The organism is Fulvimonas sp. R45, assembly GCF_030504985.1.
Lineage (GTDB): Bacteria > Pseudomonadota > Gammaproteobacteria > Xanthomonadales > Rhodanobacteraceae > Rhodanobacter_A.
This window is the reverse complement of the sequence record NZ_JASERU010000006.1, coordinates 147145-162754: the sequence shown is the minus strand read 5'-3', so window position 1 is coordinate 162754 and position 15610 is coordinate 147145. Positions and strand designations below refer to the sequence as shown.

The 15610-nt window shown below is 69.3% G+C and carries 10 protein-coding genes; 3 read left to right on the top strand and 7 right to left on the bottom strand.

Features of this window, described 5'->3' with window-relative positions:
- Window positions 1-19: 19 nt before the first annotated feature.
- The 4 genes from QMK61_RS07925 to QMK61_RS07910 all read right to left on the bottom strand — a co-directional run bounded on the left by QMK61_RS07925 (window position 20) and on the right by QMK61_RS07910 (window position 6795).
- Entirely contained in the window at window positions 20-346 is a 327-nt protein-coding gene (locus QMK61_RS07925) for a hypothetical protein (protein WP_302071645.1), read from the bottom strand.
- 350 nt (window positions 347-696) lie between these two features.
- On the bottom strand, window positions 697-1302 hold the full coding sequence (locus tag QMK61_RS07920; RefSeq protein WP_302071643.1) for a peroxiredoxin: 606 nt from the start codon (window positions 1300-1302) through the stop codon (window positions 697-699).
- A gap of 249 nt (window positions 1303-1551) precedes the next feature.
- Window positions 1552-2577 (bottom strand): hypothetical protein, encoded by a 1026-nt coding sequence (locus tag QMK61_RS07915; protein ID WP_302071642.1) that lies wholly within the window; start codon window positions 2575-2577, stop codon window positions 1552-1554.
- Between the two features lie 336 nt (window positions 2578-2913).
- Window positions 2914-6795, bottom strand: coding sequence for a glycosyl transferase family 36 (locus QMK61_RS07910; protein WP_302071641.1), 3882 nt, complete (start codon window positions 6793-6795; stop codon window positions 2914-2916).
- A gap of 175 nt (window positions 6796-6970) precedes the next feature.
- Between QMK61_RS07910 and QMK61_RS07905 the strand changes: the two genes are divergently transcribed.
- Together QMK61_RS07905 and QMK61_RS07900 are read left to right on the top strand one after the other, a co-directional pair.
- Entirely contained in the window at window positions 6971-8341 is a 1371-nt protein-coding gene (locus tag QMK61_RS07905) for a glucoamylase family protein (RefSeq protein ID WP_302071640.1), read from the top strand.
- Window positions 8338-9870, top strand: a complete 1533-nt coding sequence (locus QMK61_RS07900) for a mercuric reductase (RefSeq protein ID WP_302071639.1) — start codon at window positions 8338-8340, stop codon at window positions 9868-9870. Before QMK61_RS07905 ends, QMK61_RS07900 begins: the two co-directional genes overlap by 4 nt.
- Here QMK61_RS07900 and QMK61_RS07895 read toward each other — a convergent pair whose 3' ends face one another.
- The 3 genes from QMK61_RS07895 to QMK61_RS07885 all read right to left on the bottom strand — a co-directional run bounded on the left by QMK61_RS07895 (window position 9871) and on the right by QMK61_RS07885 (window position 13053).
- Window positions 9871-10827 carry a Dyp-type peroxidase gene (locus tag QMK61_RS07895; RefSeq protein WP_302071637.1) on the bottom strand — a complete coding sequence of 319 codons (957 nt, stop codon included), beginning with the start codon at window positions 10825-10827 and terminating at the stop codon, window positions 9871-9873.
- Between the two features lie 97 nt (window positions 10828-10924).
- On the bottom strand, window positions 10925-11791 hold the full coding sequence (gene fdhD / locus QMK61_RS07890) for a formate dehydrogenase accessory sulfurtransferase FdhD (RefSeq protein ID WP_302071635.1): 867 nt from the start codon (window positions 11789-11791) through the stop codon (window positions 10925-10927).
- Window positions 11792-11910: 119 nt separating this feature from the next.
- Window positions 11911-13053, bottom strand: coding sequence for an IS4 family transposase (locus QMK61_RS07885; protein WP_302071633.1), 1143 nt, complete (start codon window positions 13051-13053; stop codon window positions 11911-11913).
- A 217-nt stretch (window positions 13054-13270) separates the two neighbouring features.
- Here QMK61_RS07885 and QMK61_RS07880 point away from each other — a divergent pair, with 217 nt between their 5' ends.
- A complete protein-coding gene (locus QMK61_RS07880; RefSeq protein WP_302071631.1) occupies window positions 13271-15562 on the top strand; it encodes an FdhF/YdeP family oxidoreductase in 2292 nt (763 codons plus the stop codon).
- The last annotated feature ends 48 nt before the right edge of the window (window positions 15563-15610 follow it).

Here is a 15610-nt window from a genome sequence, read left to right as displayed (position 1 = left end):
GGCGCAATGGCGGTTGCTTTCAGGCGATGGGTGGGCGATGGAGCGTGCCGGGCAGTGTCGGCGGCCGCGAAGCGGTCAGCAGCGGCGGCACGAAACGCGGGACGACAAGCGGCAAGGCATGATTCGCCACCGTCGGGAGGGCGATGCTGTGCACGCAGGTGCAGTGGCATTCCGAACCCTCGCCCAACAGGCACGCATCGTCGCCGGAGGCGAGCGAGGGGCCCTCGGCGGCAAGGGTCATGGCAGTCGACGCGCTTGCAGAAGCCGACGGTGTCCACTGGTACCTGGCGCCGTCCGCGAGGCAGATCGTCCCCGTGACCAGCTTGAGCAGCAGCACGACGAACACCAGCAACCAGAGGCCGCGATGACGCCGAAGCTTGCCCAGCTGGATAGAGGATGAGGGAGGCATTCGCGAAATACTACGAAAGCCGCCGAGCGTTAGACAATTACGTGAGCCGATCCTTGATGTCCGCCTGGTGTCTATGGCGTGGGAGGCTGCACCATGATTGCGCATAATGTATATTATGTAAAATTAGAAATTACCCATAGATCCCTATGTGATGTGCTGGATGTGATGTGCTGGCCTGCTTCGGTCCCTAAAATGGACCGATTGTGTCGACCCGCTGCATCGCTGCTGGCGGATCGCCGGCGGCAAGAGACCTCGTCGCCGGCGCTGCCTGGTTCAGTCCGCCTGCATCAGCCAGCCTGCAGCCGTTGCACGATGGCCAGCGACTGCTTGACGTGGTCTTCTGGATGCAGGTGGTCGGTTTCCGAGGACAGCGTGGCGATGATCCTGCCGTCGCGGCCGATCACGAAGGTGGTTCGCGGGATGAAACCGTGGTCGATCGCCACGCCCCGCACGTCGGTCGCGCCGGCCACCGCCGCGTGCAGTTTGAGGCCATAGGAAGCGGCGATCTTGCCATGGGCGTCGGATGCGACCGGGAACTTGCCTGCGCAATAGTTCGGATCGGACGAGAACGTGTTGAGCCGCTGGAGGCTGTCGGCCGACACGCCGATGATGGTGGCGCCGGCAGCGTCGAATTTCGCCTTCTGCGCGGCGAAGGTATGCGCCTCGATGTCGCAGCCGCCGGTATAGGCAGCCGGGTAGAAGTAGACCACGACCGGTCCCTTCTTGAGGGCATCTTTCAACGAGAAGGTGAAGTCCTTGCCGGCAAGGCTGGCCTCGGCGGTGAAGTCAGGTGCCTTGGCCCCCTGCTCCAGCGCGGCGAATGATGGCGTAGCCAGCACCGACGCCACCGCGAATGCTCCCGCCACCACCAGACCCACGCGATGCTTTTTCATTCCGGCGCCCTCTTTCGAAATTGAGAGATGACATGCACGTCGCCATGAAACCGCTGGCCGGCGGCGTGTGCGTCCGCCGGCAGGGTTCCACGCGTCCATGCATGATCGTACAACCAAGCGGGCCGGACCGGCGCGACACCATCAGATCAGAGTCGCCTCAACAGGTGCGGCCACCCGTAATGACGGCGCGGCGAGGAGCCGCAGCCCCTCGCCGCCCTGGTCACCGTACGGCCGAGGCCGCCGGGACGATCAGTTCGACTCGGTGAACTGGATGTAGGGCGAGCTTCCGCCCACGGCGCTGCACGGACCGAGGTTCAGGTTGTTGGTCTCGCCGGTCGTGCCGTCGTTGGCCAGGCAGGCCGGGGCGTTCGTGCTGCCATCGTTCACCTGCAGGTTCACCGTGATCGACGAGCCGCTGTTGAACGTGGCCGCCGAGCCGCCGCCATTGCCGACGACGTTGAACTCGGACTGGTTCCACACGTAGGCGGCGCCCAGCGTGCCGTCGCTCTCGCTCACCGCATAGGCGTCGTTGCCGTTGGTGAACGTCACCGTATCGTTGCCGTTTGCCGATACCGAGCCGGCCAGCTTCAGGTTCGCCAGCTGGCTGGCGGGCACGGTGACGGTGTTCACGGCATTGCTGTTCTTGTAGCAACCGTTGTACGAACGGGTCTTGTAGGAAGTCCATCCGCCGCTGCGCGGGCAACGGGAATGCGACGGGATGAACATCCAGTTCTGGATGAACACCTGCGCCACGCCGCCCACATAGCTCGAGGAGTAGATGAACTGCTCCCAGACCTGGCAACTGGAATAACCGTAGCTGGCGCAGGCAGGCGACGAATTGCCCAGGTTGGTGTTCAGCTGCAGCGTATAGCTGTTGCTGGTGCTGCCGTCGGTTTCGCTGCTCACCCCGGTCACGACCGGGAAGCTGCCGGTGGCCGAGCTGGTCAGGTTGGCCGTGCTGGCGGCGTAGTCGTTGCCATTGCCGACGGTTTCCGCCGTGTCGGACTTCACGTGGGGGTTCGAGCGATAGTAGGTCACGCCGCAGGAGGCTTTTTCCCAGATCACGCTGGGAAATGCAGCGTGGAAGCAGCCCTCCGTGGGCGGCGCCATATGTCGCATGGTCTCGTGCCAGCTCTTCAGCGCCTGCGCGTGCGCGGCGGCGGCGATGTCGACCGTCGATGCGGCGGCAGGCAGGAACGAGGCTACGCCGAGAAGACCGGCCACCGACACGACCCCGGCCATGAAACGGATACCGATAATGTTCTTGGACTGCATTACACCCTCCCAGGCAATGAAGTAATCGAAGGCAATCGGAAACCCGGGGCGCCGCGCCTTTCGCGCGCACGAATACCTCGCAATCGCGATGGCTCTTGAGCGCATTCCGGATCCTTCTCCCATCCGCGGCTGGAACACGTGCCCGGACCCTTCCCCCAAAAGGATCCCCCCGCCGCGGATGGGCGGAGCGTAGCGCCAGTATTCGACGGAAATAAAGCACTTTGCGGATTCGATTTTTCCTGCGGAATCAAGATGGAAAATACGCATGCCGGAACGGCATGCGCCATGCGGGAAAGTCCATCTTGAACGCCTGGCCTCGGCTATTTCTTTCGATGCTCACCCGCTATTCCCGAGCCGCGCCCGAACCCGGTGTAAACCGCCGTCGTCGACCAGCGGCACGTGCAGCGCGCCGCCTGCGCTTTCCAGCGGCTCGTCGTCCAGGGAGGCGACGGCGATGCCGTGCTGCAGGCCGTGCGGGTTGTCCACCCGGATGTCGTAGCGCGTGACCATGCCGCCGGGGGCCCGGCGTTGGTAGCGAACGTCGAAGCCGGACCAGGCGGCGGGCAGGCATGGCGACAATTGCAGCCGGTCGCCCTGCAGGCGGAAGCCGAGGATGGCCTCCAGGCCCGCGCGGTACAGCCAGCCGGCCGAGCCGGTGTACCAGGTCCAGCCGCCGCAACCGGTCCACGGCTCGACCGAATAGACGTCCGCGCAGGCCACGTAGGGTTCCACGCGGTAGCGTTCGATGGCTGTTTCGCTGTCTGCATGGCGAATGGGGTTGAGCAGGTCGAACAGTTCGCCGGCATGGTCGCCCTGCCCCAGCCCGGCATGGGCGAACACCGACCAGATGGCGCCATGCGTGTATTGCCCGCCGTTCTCGCGGATGCCGGGCGGATAGCCCTTGATGTAGCCGGGATTCTCGCCGCCATGGTCGAACGGCGGCGCGAGCAGCGGCGCGACGCCGGGCTCGTGCAGCAACAGATGCTTCCGCACGGCCCGCATCGCGGCTTCCGCATGGATACGGTCGGACGCCCCGGCGAGCACGCTCCAGGATTGCGCGATGGCGTCGATGCGGCATTCCTCGTTCTCGCGCGAACCCAGCGGCGCGCCGTCGTCGTAGTAGCCGCGGCGGTACCAGTCGCCGTCCCAGCCGGCCTCGCCGTCCATCGTGCGGCGCAGCCGGTCGGCGTGCCGGCGCCAGCGTGCGGCGCGTTCGCCGTCGCCGCGCGCCTCGGCCAGCGGCGCGAAGGCATCGACGGTGGCGATCAGGAACCAGGCCAGCCAGGCGCTTTCGCCGCGCCCCTGCGCGCCCACCTCGTTCATGCCGTCGTTCCAGTCGCCGGTGCCCATCAAGGGCAATCCGTGCGCGCCGGTGGCGAGGCTGGAATCGATGGCGCGCGCGGCGTGTTCGTACACGCTGGCCGACTCGCCGGAAGCCTGCGGCAGGTAGAAGGCATCGGTGGCGCCCGGCGGCACCGGGTCGCCGCGCAGGAACGGCAGCGCCTCGCCCAGCACGGCGGCGTCGCCGGTCGTTTCCACGTAGTGCGCGGCGACGAACGGCAGCCACAGGCGATCGTCGCTGATGCGCGTGCGGATGCCCTTGCCCGACGGCGGCAGCCACCAGTGCTGCACGTCGCCTTCGGGGAACTGGCGGCCGGCGGCACGCAGCAGGTGGCCGCGCGCCACGTCGGGACGGCTGGCGCACAGCGCCATCACGTCCTGCAACTGGTCGCGGAAGCCGTAGGCGCCGCTGGCCTGGTAGTACGCGGTGCGCGCCCACAGGCGGCAGGCCAGCACCTGGTACGGCAGCCAGTCGTTGAGCAGGATGTCCATGGCGCGGTCGGGCGTGCGCACCTGCACGGTGTCGAGCAGGGTGTTCCACTGCGCCTGCAACCCGGCCAGCGCGGCGTCGATGCCTGCCGCGCGGTGCTTGCGCACCAGCGCGCGTGCCGCGTCGCGCGACTCGGCGTCGCCCAGCATGAACAGCAACTCGACCTGCCCGCCGGGCGGCAGTTCCAGCGGCACCTGCAGGGCGCCGCAGGGATCGAGCCCTGCGCCGGTGCGGCCGGACAGCGCGCGATGTTCCAGCAGCGCCGCGGGCCGTTGCACCGTGCCGTGGCGGCCGAGGAATTCGAGCCGGTCGCCGGTGCAGGCCGACATCCGCTCGCCCAGGTCGACGAAGGCCACGCGTCCGCCGAATTCCTCGCGCCAGGCGTTGCGCGCGAACAGCGCGCCGGTGGCCGCGTCGCGTTCGGTCGCCACGAAGGGAGCGCTGGCGACGCCGTTCGCGCCCAGCATCCATTCCACGTAGCCGGTAACCGTCAGCCGCCGCGGATGCGCCGAGCGGTTGCGCAGGCGCAGCCGGGAAAGCTTCACCGTGTCGTCCACCGGCACGCATTGCAGCAGTTCCACGTCGATCTCCTGCGCGCCGTGCTCGAAGCGGCTCCAGCCCTTGCCGTGGGTGGCGCGGTAATGCGCCGAAGGCACGCGGATCGGCGCGGCGGTGGCGCTCCACAACAGGTCGCGGTCCTCGTCGTGCAGGTACAGCGCCTCGTGCGGCATGTCGCAGACGGGATCGTTGGGCCAGGGCGTCAGCGCGTTCTGCTGGCTGTTCTGCGACCACGCGTAGCCGCCGCCCTCGGCCGAGACCAGGCAGCCGAAGCGCGGGTTGGCCAGCACGTTGATCCACGGCACCGGCGTGCAGCGTTCGCCCGCCAGTTCGACCTGGTAGCTGCGCCCGCCGTCCACGAAACCGCCCAGGCCGTTGTCGAACTCGCGCACCGGCACGGCGGGGATCGGCGACGTGCGCGTGGGCGCGGGCGGAACGGGGGCGCGATGCGCCGTGGCGCATGTCACCGGCATGGACCCGCGCAACGGTTCCGGCCAGGGCGCGGCGGCATCCAGCTCGATCCGCGCGACGGTGCGCAGGCCATTGCGCAGCGCCGGCTGCAGTGTCCCGTCGTCCAGCGCGAAGCATTGCGCGCGGGCGAGTTCCTTCGCTTCCAGATGCCCCGCCTGGGCCTTCGCCATGGACTGCAGCGCATCGTGCAGGGCGCCGCCCGTACCGTCGAGCAGCACCACGTCGATGCCCAGCTGCACCGCTTGCCAGTAGCGCTGGGCCAGCAGCCATTCGCGCGCGCATTCCAGCCCGGCTGCATTCGCCAGGCGCAGCAGCACGATGGGGCGGTCGCCGGAGATGCCGGCGCTCCACAACACCGGCGCGCCCCCCTGCCCCTGCGCCAGCACATCGGCAGGCGCGCGCCAGGCGGCCTCCGCATGGAGCAGTGGGCCGGCCAGGGCGTCGAAGCGCGCGGCCCGGGCTTCGTCGATGCCCAACGCACGTCGGCGCGCCGCTGCACGGGCCTCGCCGCTGCGCAGCGTCCCGTCGACAGCATCGGGCGCGCACAGCGAACGCAGCGATGCCAGCACGCCTTCGCGACTGTCGGCCAGCACAGTCCAGAAGCAGGCGGTCATGCGGGCGCCAGGGGCCAGCGTGGCGCGATGGCGCAGGCTGAAGACCGGATCGAGCACGCAGCCGGTGCGGTTGGACAGCCCGACGCCTGGCCGCATCGCATGCGCGTCATGTAGTGTGTGGCCACGGCCGAGGAAGTACATGCGGTCGGTCTCGTGCGCCTCGGCGCCCGCCGTGCCATCGCCGAGGCGCAGCGCGTGCGCGGCCCAGATGCGCGGCTCCCCCGGCGAGCGCGGGCGGCGCGTGGCGAGCAGCGCGCCGGCGTCTTCCAGCCACTCCGTCTGCACGAACATCTTGGAGAACGCCGGGTGTGCGGCGTCCGCGCCGGCCGGGCCCAGCACCAGTTCGGCATACGACGTCAGCGACAGCTCGCGCGGCCGGTCGCCGTGGTTGACCAGGACGACGCGGCGCAGTTCCGCGTCGCGTTCGCCGTCCAGCGCCACCTCCAGCACGCTTTCCAGCGCGCCGTGGCGGCGCACGATGCGTACGCGGGCCGCCTCGAAATCCACCGCGAACTCCCGCGCCTCGCCACCCAGCGGCTGGGGCGCGGTGGACCAGGACTCCCCGCTGGCCTCGTCGCGCAGCAGGACGTAGCTGCCCCAGGCGTCGCCGACCGGATCCTCGTGCCAGCGCGTCACCGCCTGTCCGCGCCACAGGCTGCCGCCCGTGCCGGACGCGCCGACGAAGCTGGCAAGGCGGCCGTTGGAAAGCCACAGGACGGGATGCGCGATGCGGGGGCTGGACATGGACGGGCACGGCTCCTTCGCACGGCCAGGCGCGGCCGTGCATGCACGGGGGACGCCTCGAGCGTAGGGTCCGCTGCCGGAGTGCCACGTGAAATCGACGGCCACGCCGCTTCTACACGCGGTCGATGCAGCCGTCGCGGCATGCTGCGCCCAGCGCCCTGTCCCCCAGCCACGCATGCCCGAGGAATACGCCACGCCATCCGCCGCCGAGGTTTCCCGCCCCGTCCAGGCGTGGCTGGCGCTGGACGACGATCGACTGCTCGAACGCATGCAGCAGGCCGCATGCGACTACTTCATGCAGATGGGCAACCCGCGCAACGGCCTGGTGGCCGATACCACGCGCGAAGGATCGCCTTCGAGCATCGCGGTGACGGGCTTCGCGCTGTCGTGCTATCCGATCGCGGTGGAACACGGCTGGATGACGCGCGCCGAAGCGTTGCACCGCAGCCTGGCGGCGCTGCGCTTCTTCCATGGCAGCGACCAGGGCGGCGGCCAGAGCGCCACCGGCTACAAGGGCTTCTATTACCACTTCCTCGACATGCACAGCGGCGGCCGCGTGTGGTCCTGCGAGCTGTCGATGATCGACACCGCCCTGCTCCTCGCCGGCATGCTGCTGGCGCGCGAGTACTTCGATGCGGACGTGGCCGGCGAACGCGAGCTGCGCGAGCTGGCCGACGCGCTGTACCTGCGGGTGGACTGGTGCTGGGCGCAGGGCGGCGAGGCCACGCTGCGGCAGGGCTGGAAGCCGGAATGCGGTTTCCTGCATTACGGCTGGGACGGCTACAACGAAGCCATCGTGCTGTACGCGCTGGCCGCCGGCTCGCCCGGCCATCCCGTCACCGACGCGTGCTATCGCGCGTGGACGCTCACCTACCAGTGGGAAAACCTGTACGGTCACGACCTCCTCTATGCGGGACCGATGTTCGTGCACCACTACTCGCATGCCTGGATCGACTTCCGCGGCATCCGCGACCGCTTCATGCGCGAGAAGCGCTGCGACTATTTCGAAAACAGCCGCCGCGCCACCCTGGTGCAGCGCGAGTACGCGCGGCGCAACCCGCACGGCTTCGCCGGCTACGGTGAATCGTGCTGGGGACTGTCGGCCTGCGACGGCCCCGCGGGCGGACGGCTCGATCCCGTCACCGGCGAGCCGCGCCGCCTGTTCGGATATGCCGCGCGCGGGGTGCCCTACGGTCCGGACGACGGCAGCGTGTCGGCGCCCGCGGTGCTGGCCTCGCTGCCGTTCGCGCCGGCGCTGTCGCTGGGCTCGCTGCGCCACATGCTGGCGCATTATCCCGAGACCCTGCGCGAAGGGCGTCTCGCCGCCAGTTTCAATCCCTCGCTCGCGGACGCCGGGGGCCGGCCCTGGGTGTCCGACGGCCATTACGGGCTGGACCAGGGCATCGTGGCGATGATGATCGAGAACCACCGCAGCGGCCTGCCCTGGCGCCTGATGCGGCGCAGCCCGTGGCTGGTGCGCGGGCTGTTGCGCGCGGGTTTCCGTGGCGGCTGGCTGGACGAGGCCACGGACGGGACGGACCCATGACGACGTCCCCTGCCGCCCCTTCCCTGCCGCAGGACGCGACCGAATGCCGCCGCATCGGGCACCTGCATCCGTGCGACTGGCGCAATCCGGCGCCGGCCGCGCGCTACCACCTGGTGGTGGTCGGCGCCGGCCCCGCCGGGCTGGCGGCGGCCCGGCTCGCCGCGGCGGCTGGCGCACGGGTGGCGCTGGTGGAGCGCGCATGGATCGGCGGCACCAGCCTGAACACCGGATGCGTGCCGTCCAAGGCGCTGATCCGCACCGCCCGGCTGTACGCGGACCTGCGCGACGCCGCGCACTACGGCGCCCGCGTGCCCGACGCGGCGCCGCCCGACTTCGCCCGCGCGATGGAACGCGTGCGGCACCTCCGTGCCCGCCTTGCCGTCGACGACAGCGCGCAGCGGCTGGTGGCCGCCGGCGTGGACCTGTTCTTCGGCGAGGCGCGCTTCGCCGGGACCGATCGGGTGCGCGTCGACGAAACGCCGCTGCACTTCGACAAGGCGCTGATCGCCACCGGGGCGCGCCCGGACATTCCCGCCATTCCCGGCCTGGCCGAAGCGGGCTACCTCACCCACGAGAACGTGTTCGACCTGGCCGCGCTGCCGCCACGCCTGCTGGTGATCGGCGGCGGGCCGCTGGGCTGCGAGCTGGCGCAGGCGTTCTGCCGGCTGGGCGCGAAGACCACCCTGGTGCAGGACCGGCCGCTGTTCCTGCCGCGCGAGGAACGCGACGCCGCGCAGCTGCTTTCCGACGCGCTGGCCCGCGACGGCATCGCCATCCGCCTCAACACCCTGGTCACCGCGGTGCGCGGCAAGGACGGGGCGCGGCAGGTGGAGATGGTCAGCGACAACTACCGCAGCGTCGTCGAGGTGGACGCCATCCTCACCGGCATCGGCCATGTCTCCAACATGGAAGGGCTCGACCTGGACCGGGCAGAGGTGGCCTGCAGCCAGGCCTCCGGCGTGCTGGTGGACGATTTCCTGCGCACCAGCAATCCGCGCATCTATGCCGCCGGCGACGTGTGCCTGGAGCACAAGTACGCGCACGCCGCCGTGGCCTCGGCGCGGCTCGCCGTCCGCAACGCGCTGTTCCGCGGACGCGAGCGCTACAGCCGGCTGGTGATCCCGTGGTGCACCTTCACCGACCCGGAGATCGCGCATGTCGGCCTGTACGTGCGCGAGGCCAACCGCCGCGGCATCCCGGTGAAGACCTATACCGTGCCCATGCACGAGATCGACCGCGCGGTGACCGACGGCGAACAGGACGGCTTCGCCAAGATCCACGTGCAGGGGCGCGGCGACCGCATCCTCGGCGCCACCGTGGTGGCCCGCCATGCCGGCGAGATGATCAACGGCATCACCCTGGCGATGGAGGCGGGGCTGGGCCTGGGCGGGCTGGAGCGGGTGATCCACGCCTACCCCACCCAGGCCGAGGCGATCCGTGCCGCGGCCGACGCCCATCGCCGCTCGCGCCTCACCGCGCGGATGCGGGCGCGGCTGGCGCGCTGGCTGGACGACGAGCGGCTGCGCTGACTAGCCCGGCGCGCCCGGTACCGGGCCTCCGGCCTCGACGTTGTCCAGGAACGTCGCCGCCGGCACGAAGAACAGCGAGCCGGTGACCGCGCGGCTGTAGTCCAGCAGCCGGTCGTAATTGCCCGGCGGCCGGCCGACGAACATGTTGACGAGCATCTGCTCCATCCGCTGCGGCGAGCGGGCGTAGCCGATGAAGTAGGTTCCGAACTCGCCCTTGCCGGCATCGCCGAACGGCATGTTGTCCCGCAGTATGTCCAGTTCCTCGCCGTCCTCCACGACGGTGGTGAGGGCATTGTGCGCGTAGGCGGGCTTCGCCGCGTCGTCCAGTTCGATGTTGGTGGACTTGGTCCGGCCGATGATCCGTTCCTGCACCTCGACCGGCAGCGCGTTCCAGCCGCGCAGGTCGTGCAGGTACTTCTGCACCATCACGTAGCTGCCGCCGGCGAATGCGGGATCCTCCGCGCCGACGATCGTGGCGTCCACCGCGTCCTGGTCGACCGGGTTCTCGGTGCCGTCGACGAAGCCGATCAGGGCGCGCGAATCGAAATACCGGAAGCCGTGCACTTCGTCGGTCGTGGCGACGGCATCGCCGAGCCCGGCCACGATGTGCCTCGCCAGCTCGAAGCACAGGTCCATCTGCGTGGCGCGGATGTGGAACAGGAGGTCGCCTGGCGTGGAGACGGCATGGTGGTGTCCCCGGACTTCGCGGAACGGATGCAGGTCCTTCGGGCGCGGCTGCCCGAAGAGGCGGTCCCAGGCATCCGAGCCGAAGGCCATCACGCAGGACAGCCGCCCCTCGGGCGCGCGGACCCCGACCGCGCGGAGCAGGCCGGCGAGGCCGCCGCACATCGCGCGGGCGGTGGCGCAGTTCTCCGCGCCCGGCTTCAGGGTCACGACGAGGAAGATCGCGGCTTGCGTATGCTTGGCCGTGACCGGCTGGGATGCGACGGGGGGCACACAGGCTCCTTGGGTTCTGGCTGGATGCTATGCCCGCGCGATGGCCGGGCGGTCGTGTACCGTTTCGACGGACGGGCGCCGGTTCCCCCGGCCCGGCTCACCGGCTGCCCTGCTGCGCCTGCAGGCGTCCCGGATGGCTGTACACCACGTACCGGCCGGGACGCACGAAGCCGGCCAGGGTGAGGTTGCCGGCGCGGGCCAGTTCCACCGCGAGAGCCGTCGGCGCGGAGATCGCCGCCAGCAATCCGATGCCGAGCCGGGCCGCCTTGGTGACCATCTCATAGCTGGCGCGGCTGGTGGCCAGCACGAAGCCGCCGCGCAGGTCGACGCCCTCGCGGCACAGCGCGCCGAGCAGCTTGTCCAGCGCATTGTGTCGACCCACGTCCTCGCGCACGCGCAGGATCTCCCCATCGGGCGAGGCCCAGGCCGCGGCATGCACCGCGCCGGTGCTGCCGTTGAGCGGCTGCCGCTGCGCCAGCGCGGCGAGCGCCCGTCCCAGCGCGTCGCGTCCCAGCATGGGGCCGTCCGGCACCGGTGGCATCGGACGCAGCACGTCCTCCAGCCGGCGGCTGCCGCACAGGCCGCAGCCGCTGCGCCCGGGCAGCAGGCGCGCCGGTCCGGCATCCACGAGCGCGGTCCCGCCAGTGTCGATGTCGACCACGTGGCCTTCCAGCAGTTCGCGCACCGCCACGCCACGGATGGCGCCGGCGTCGGAGACCAGGCCCTCGCTCAGCGAAAAGCCCCAGGCGAAATCTTCCAGGTCGGCCGGCGTGGCCATCATCACGGCGAAGTTCTCGCCGTCGTAGCGCAACTCGACGGGCGCCTCCTCGACCAGCCAGTCGTCGCCGTGCTGCACCGTGCCGGCCTCATGGACGGTGACGGCCCGACGCGCCAGGCCGGGATTCGGCATGGCGCGGGGTTCGCTGCCGGAACCGGGATCGGAAAGCTTCGGGAACGTGCGCATGAACCGGGGCAACCATGATCGACGTGTTCGATCATAGACCCGCCTTCGCGCGCGGACCAATCCACCGGACCGCCACCTGCCCGTCATTCCGCCGCAGGCCCACTGCTGTCCGGAGAAAATCATGTGAACAGCCTTGGTTGGATCGCCTCCAAGGTTCGCTGGCGCTCCCGTCGTCGTCGATCCATGGCGTCGTCGCTATCCGGGCGTTGGAACAGGCCAGCATGCAACCGGTTAAGCACACGCAGCATCGAGATGCCTGTGGTGTGGGCCTGCCGATACAAAGCCACCAACAGATAGGCGATCAGTGCGCACAGGATCTGGATGCGCACGGCGTTCTCGCTGCGGCCGTAGAAGGTCTTGATCTTGAGGTTCTGCTTGATCCACTTGAAGAACAGTTCGATCTGCCAGCGTGTCTTGTAGCCGGCGGCGATGTCCGCCGCCGGGCGTGTCAGGTCGTTGGTGATCAGGACCAACGGGGTCGGTTTGTCGGGCCGATCCACGGTGATGCGCCGTACCGGGGCGGTGTAGCGATGACCGCGTCCACCGCGTGGACTGGGATTGCTGAAGCGCACCACCGCGTCGTCCAGGATCGTGGTGCGATCCGCCTCGGGGATCGCCCGCGCTTCGACCCGCGCGACCCGGGCATTGCGCTTGAGGCGGGTGATAAAGAACGCCTGATGGGCGTCGAACCGTGCCCACCAGGCGTAGTCGCAATAGCCCTTGTCGAAGACATAGGTCTCGCCACGCCGCAGCGGCATCCGCGCCCCTTGGGTCACGTCGTTGACGTTGGCCGCGGTGATTTCCTGCATGACCGGCGTGCCGGTGCCGTGGTCGTACAGCACGTGCAGCTTCAAGCCTTGGGTGTGGCGCGTACGCTGCGACTGCGTCCACGCGTCGTAGCCGCGGCCCTTGAGGGTAAGCGACGTCGAATCCAGCAACAACAGCCCGGCCTGCATCGAGCGACGCACCGTACGGTGGGCCGTCGCCATCAGGCGCGAAGCCAGTTCCTCGAACACGATCGGCATGCGGTGCGCGCAGGCATCGGCCAGCGTGCTGCGGCGGATCGGGCCGGTGCCCAGGTGATAGTGCTGGGTCGGATGCGCGTTGTAGGCCGTCTCCAGCTCGCGCAACGAACGGCTGCCGCTCAGATGGCCGAAGACCTGTGCTGTCAGCAGCTCCAGACAGCCGAAACCCTTGGTGTACTTGTCCGCACCGTGGCGCTCGATGATGGCTTGGAACGTGCCCCGCGGCACCTGCTGCATGAGCTGCTGGAATCGGCTTATCCTGAACATGTTGCGGTGTCTGGAAGTTGAGTTGGCGCTCAGGGGTTTAACCCCAAACTCCAGACACCGCAACGCCCCCCGACTCTCAGGCGAAAAGTTCTCCGGACAGTAGTGGCCGCAGGCCGGGATGACGGTGACGCGGTTGCAGCCGCCATTGGGGCATAATCGAACCCGTACGGCACCTCGAGGTGAAGCCATGAGCGACGACCGCAAGCCCAGGATCGAGCCCTACACCGCGCCTGCCGGCGGCTGGGGCTCGGTGAAGTCGGTGGCGGAGATCCTGAAGCGCGAGAAGGTGCCGATTCCCTCCACCGTGAAGGAGCTGTGGCGGCAGAACAAGCCGCGCGGCTTCACCTGCGTCTCCTGCGCCTGGCCGCAACCCGGCAAGCCGCTGATGTTCGAGTTCTGCGAGAACGGCGCCAAGGCCAGCGCGTGGGAGCTGACCAGCCTGCGCACCACGCCCGAGTTCTTCGCGCAGCACACGGTGAGCGAGCTGCGCGGCTGGAGCGACTACGAGCTCGAGCAGAACGGCCGGCTCACGCATCCCCTGCGCTACGACCGCGCCAGCGACAGGTACGTGCCGGTGGCGTGGGAGGAAGCCTTCCGCGACATCGGCGCGGAGCTGAAGAAACTCGACCCGAAGTCGGTGGTGTTCTATGCCTCCGGCCGCGCCTCGCTGGAAACCAGCTACCTCTACGCGCTGTTCGCCCGCCTGTACGGAAACAACAACCTGCCGGACAGCTCCAACATGTGCCACGAGGCCACCGGCGTGGCGCTGCGGCAATGCATCGGCACCGCGGTGGGCACCGTGGTGCTGGACGATTTCGAGAAGACCGACGGCATCTTCTTCTTCGGCCAGAACGCCGGCGTCAACAGCCCGCGCATGATGCACGACCTGCAGAAGGCCGCGCAGCGCGGCGTGCCGATCATCGTGTTCAACCCGGTGCGCGAGCGCGGGCTGGAGCGCTTCACCAACCCGCAGAACCCGGTCGAGATGCTGACCGGCCAGGAGACCCCGCTCGCCACGCAGTACCACCAGGTGAAGACCGGCGGCGACATCGCCGCGATCGCCGGCCTGTGCAAGACCCTGCTGGCGCTGGACGACGAGGCGCTGGCCAACGGCGCGCCGCGCGTGCTGGACACGGACTTCATCGCCGCGCACACGCACGGCTTCGACGCGTTCGCGGCGTGGGTGCGCGCGCAGCCCTGGGACGCCATCGAGGCCGACTCGGGCCTGACCCGCGCGGCGCTGGAAGGCGCGGCCCGCGTCTACGCCCGCTGCAACGCGGTGATCGGCGTGTACGGCATGGGCCTGACCCAGCACGTGCTGGGCGAATACAACATCTACATGGTCGCCAACCTGCTGCTGATGCGCGGCAACCTCGGTAAACCCGGCGCGGGCATCTGTCCGGTGCGCGGGCATTCCAACGTGCAAGGCCAGCGCACGGTCGGCATCGCCGACGATCCGGCGCTGGTGCCGCTGGACCGGCTGGCCGAGCAGTATGGCTTCGAACCGCCGCGCGAGCGCGGCCTGCACACCGTCGAGGCCTGCAAGGGCGTGCTGGCCGGCAGCGTGCACGGCTTCATCGGGCTGGGCGGCAACTTCCTGCGCGCGATCCCGGACCAGGAACGCGTGATGGCGGCATGGGGCAAGCTGCGCCTCACGGTGCAGATCGCCACCAAGCTCAACCGCACCCACCTCGTCAATGGCGAGGTCGCCTACCTGCTGCCCTGCCTGGGACGCATCGAGCGGGTGGTGGAGAACGGCAAGGCGCAGGTGCTGTCCACCGAGGACTCCACCAGTTGCATCCACGCCTCAGTCGGCAAGGCCGAACCGGCCAGCCCCGACCTGCTGTCGGAGACCCGCATCGTGGTCGAGCTGGCCAAGGCCACGCTGCCGCCGAACCCCAAGGTGCCGTGGAACACCTGGGTGAACGACTACGCGACCATCCGCGACGCGATCGAGCAGACCTACCCCGAGCAGTTCCGCGACTTCAACCGGCGCATGTGGCAGCCCGGCGGCTTCCACCGCCCCAACAGCGCGCGCGAGCGGGTCTGGAAGACCGCCACCGGCAAGGCCAACCTGATCGCGCCACCGGCGCTGGTCGCCACCGGCTTCGACGACGCGCCGGGCCGCTTCCGGTTGATGACGATGCGCTCCAACGACCAGTTCAACACCACCGTCTACGGCTACGACGACCGCTTCCGCGGCATCCACGGCACCCGCGACGTGGTGATGATGCACCGGGACGACATCGCGCAGCAGGGCCTGCGCGAAGGCCAGGTGGTGAAGCTGGTGTCGGATGCCGGCGACGGCATCGCACGCGAGGTCGGCGGCCTCAGCGTGGTCGCGTTCGATATCCCGCGTGGCTGCATCGGCGGCTACTACCCGGAATGCAATCCGCTGATCCCGCTCTCCCACCACACCCTGTTCAGCATGCTGCCGGCGGCCAAGTCGGTGCCGGTGCGCGTGGTGGCGGAAGCCTGATCCGGCGGCCCGGATCTCGATACCCGCGATGCAGAAAGCCCCTCTCCC

Coding starts and splice junctions, on each gene's coding strand:
- QMK61_RS07920 (WP_302071643.1), bottom strand. CDS start 1,302: ATGAAAAAGCATCGCGTGGGTCTGGTGGTGGCGGGAGCATTCGCGGTG.
- QMK61_RS07915 (WP_302071642.1), bottom strand. CDS start 2,577: ATGCAGTCCAAGAACATTATCGGTATCCGTTTCATGGCCGGGGTCGTG.
- QMK61_RS07910 (WP_302071641.1), bottom strand. CDS start 6,795: ATGTCCAGCCCCCGCATCGCGCATCCCGTCCTGTGGCTTTCCAACGGC.
- QMK61_RS07905 (WP_302071640.1), top strand. CDS start 6,971: ATGCCCGAGGAATACGCCACGCCATCCGCCGCCGAGGTTTCCCGCCCC.
- QMK61_RS07900 (WP_302071639.1), top strand. CDS start 8,338: ATGACGACGTCCCCTGCCGCCCCTTCCCTGCCGCAGGACGCGACCGAA.
- fdhD (WP_302071635.1), bottom strand. CDS start 11,791: ATGCGCACGTTCCCGAAGCTTTCCGATCCCGGTTCCGGCAGCGAACCC.
- QMK61_RS07885 (WP_302071633.1), bottom strand. CDS start 13,053: ATGCAGCAGGTGCCGCGGGGCACGTTCCAAGCCATCATCGAGCGCCAC.
- QMK61_RS07880 (WP_302071631.1), top strand. CDS start 13,271: ATGAGCGACGACCGCAAGCCCAGGATCGAGCCCTACACCGCGCCTGCC.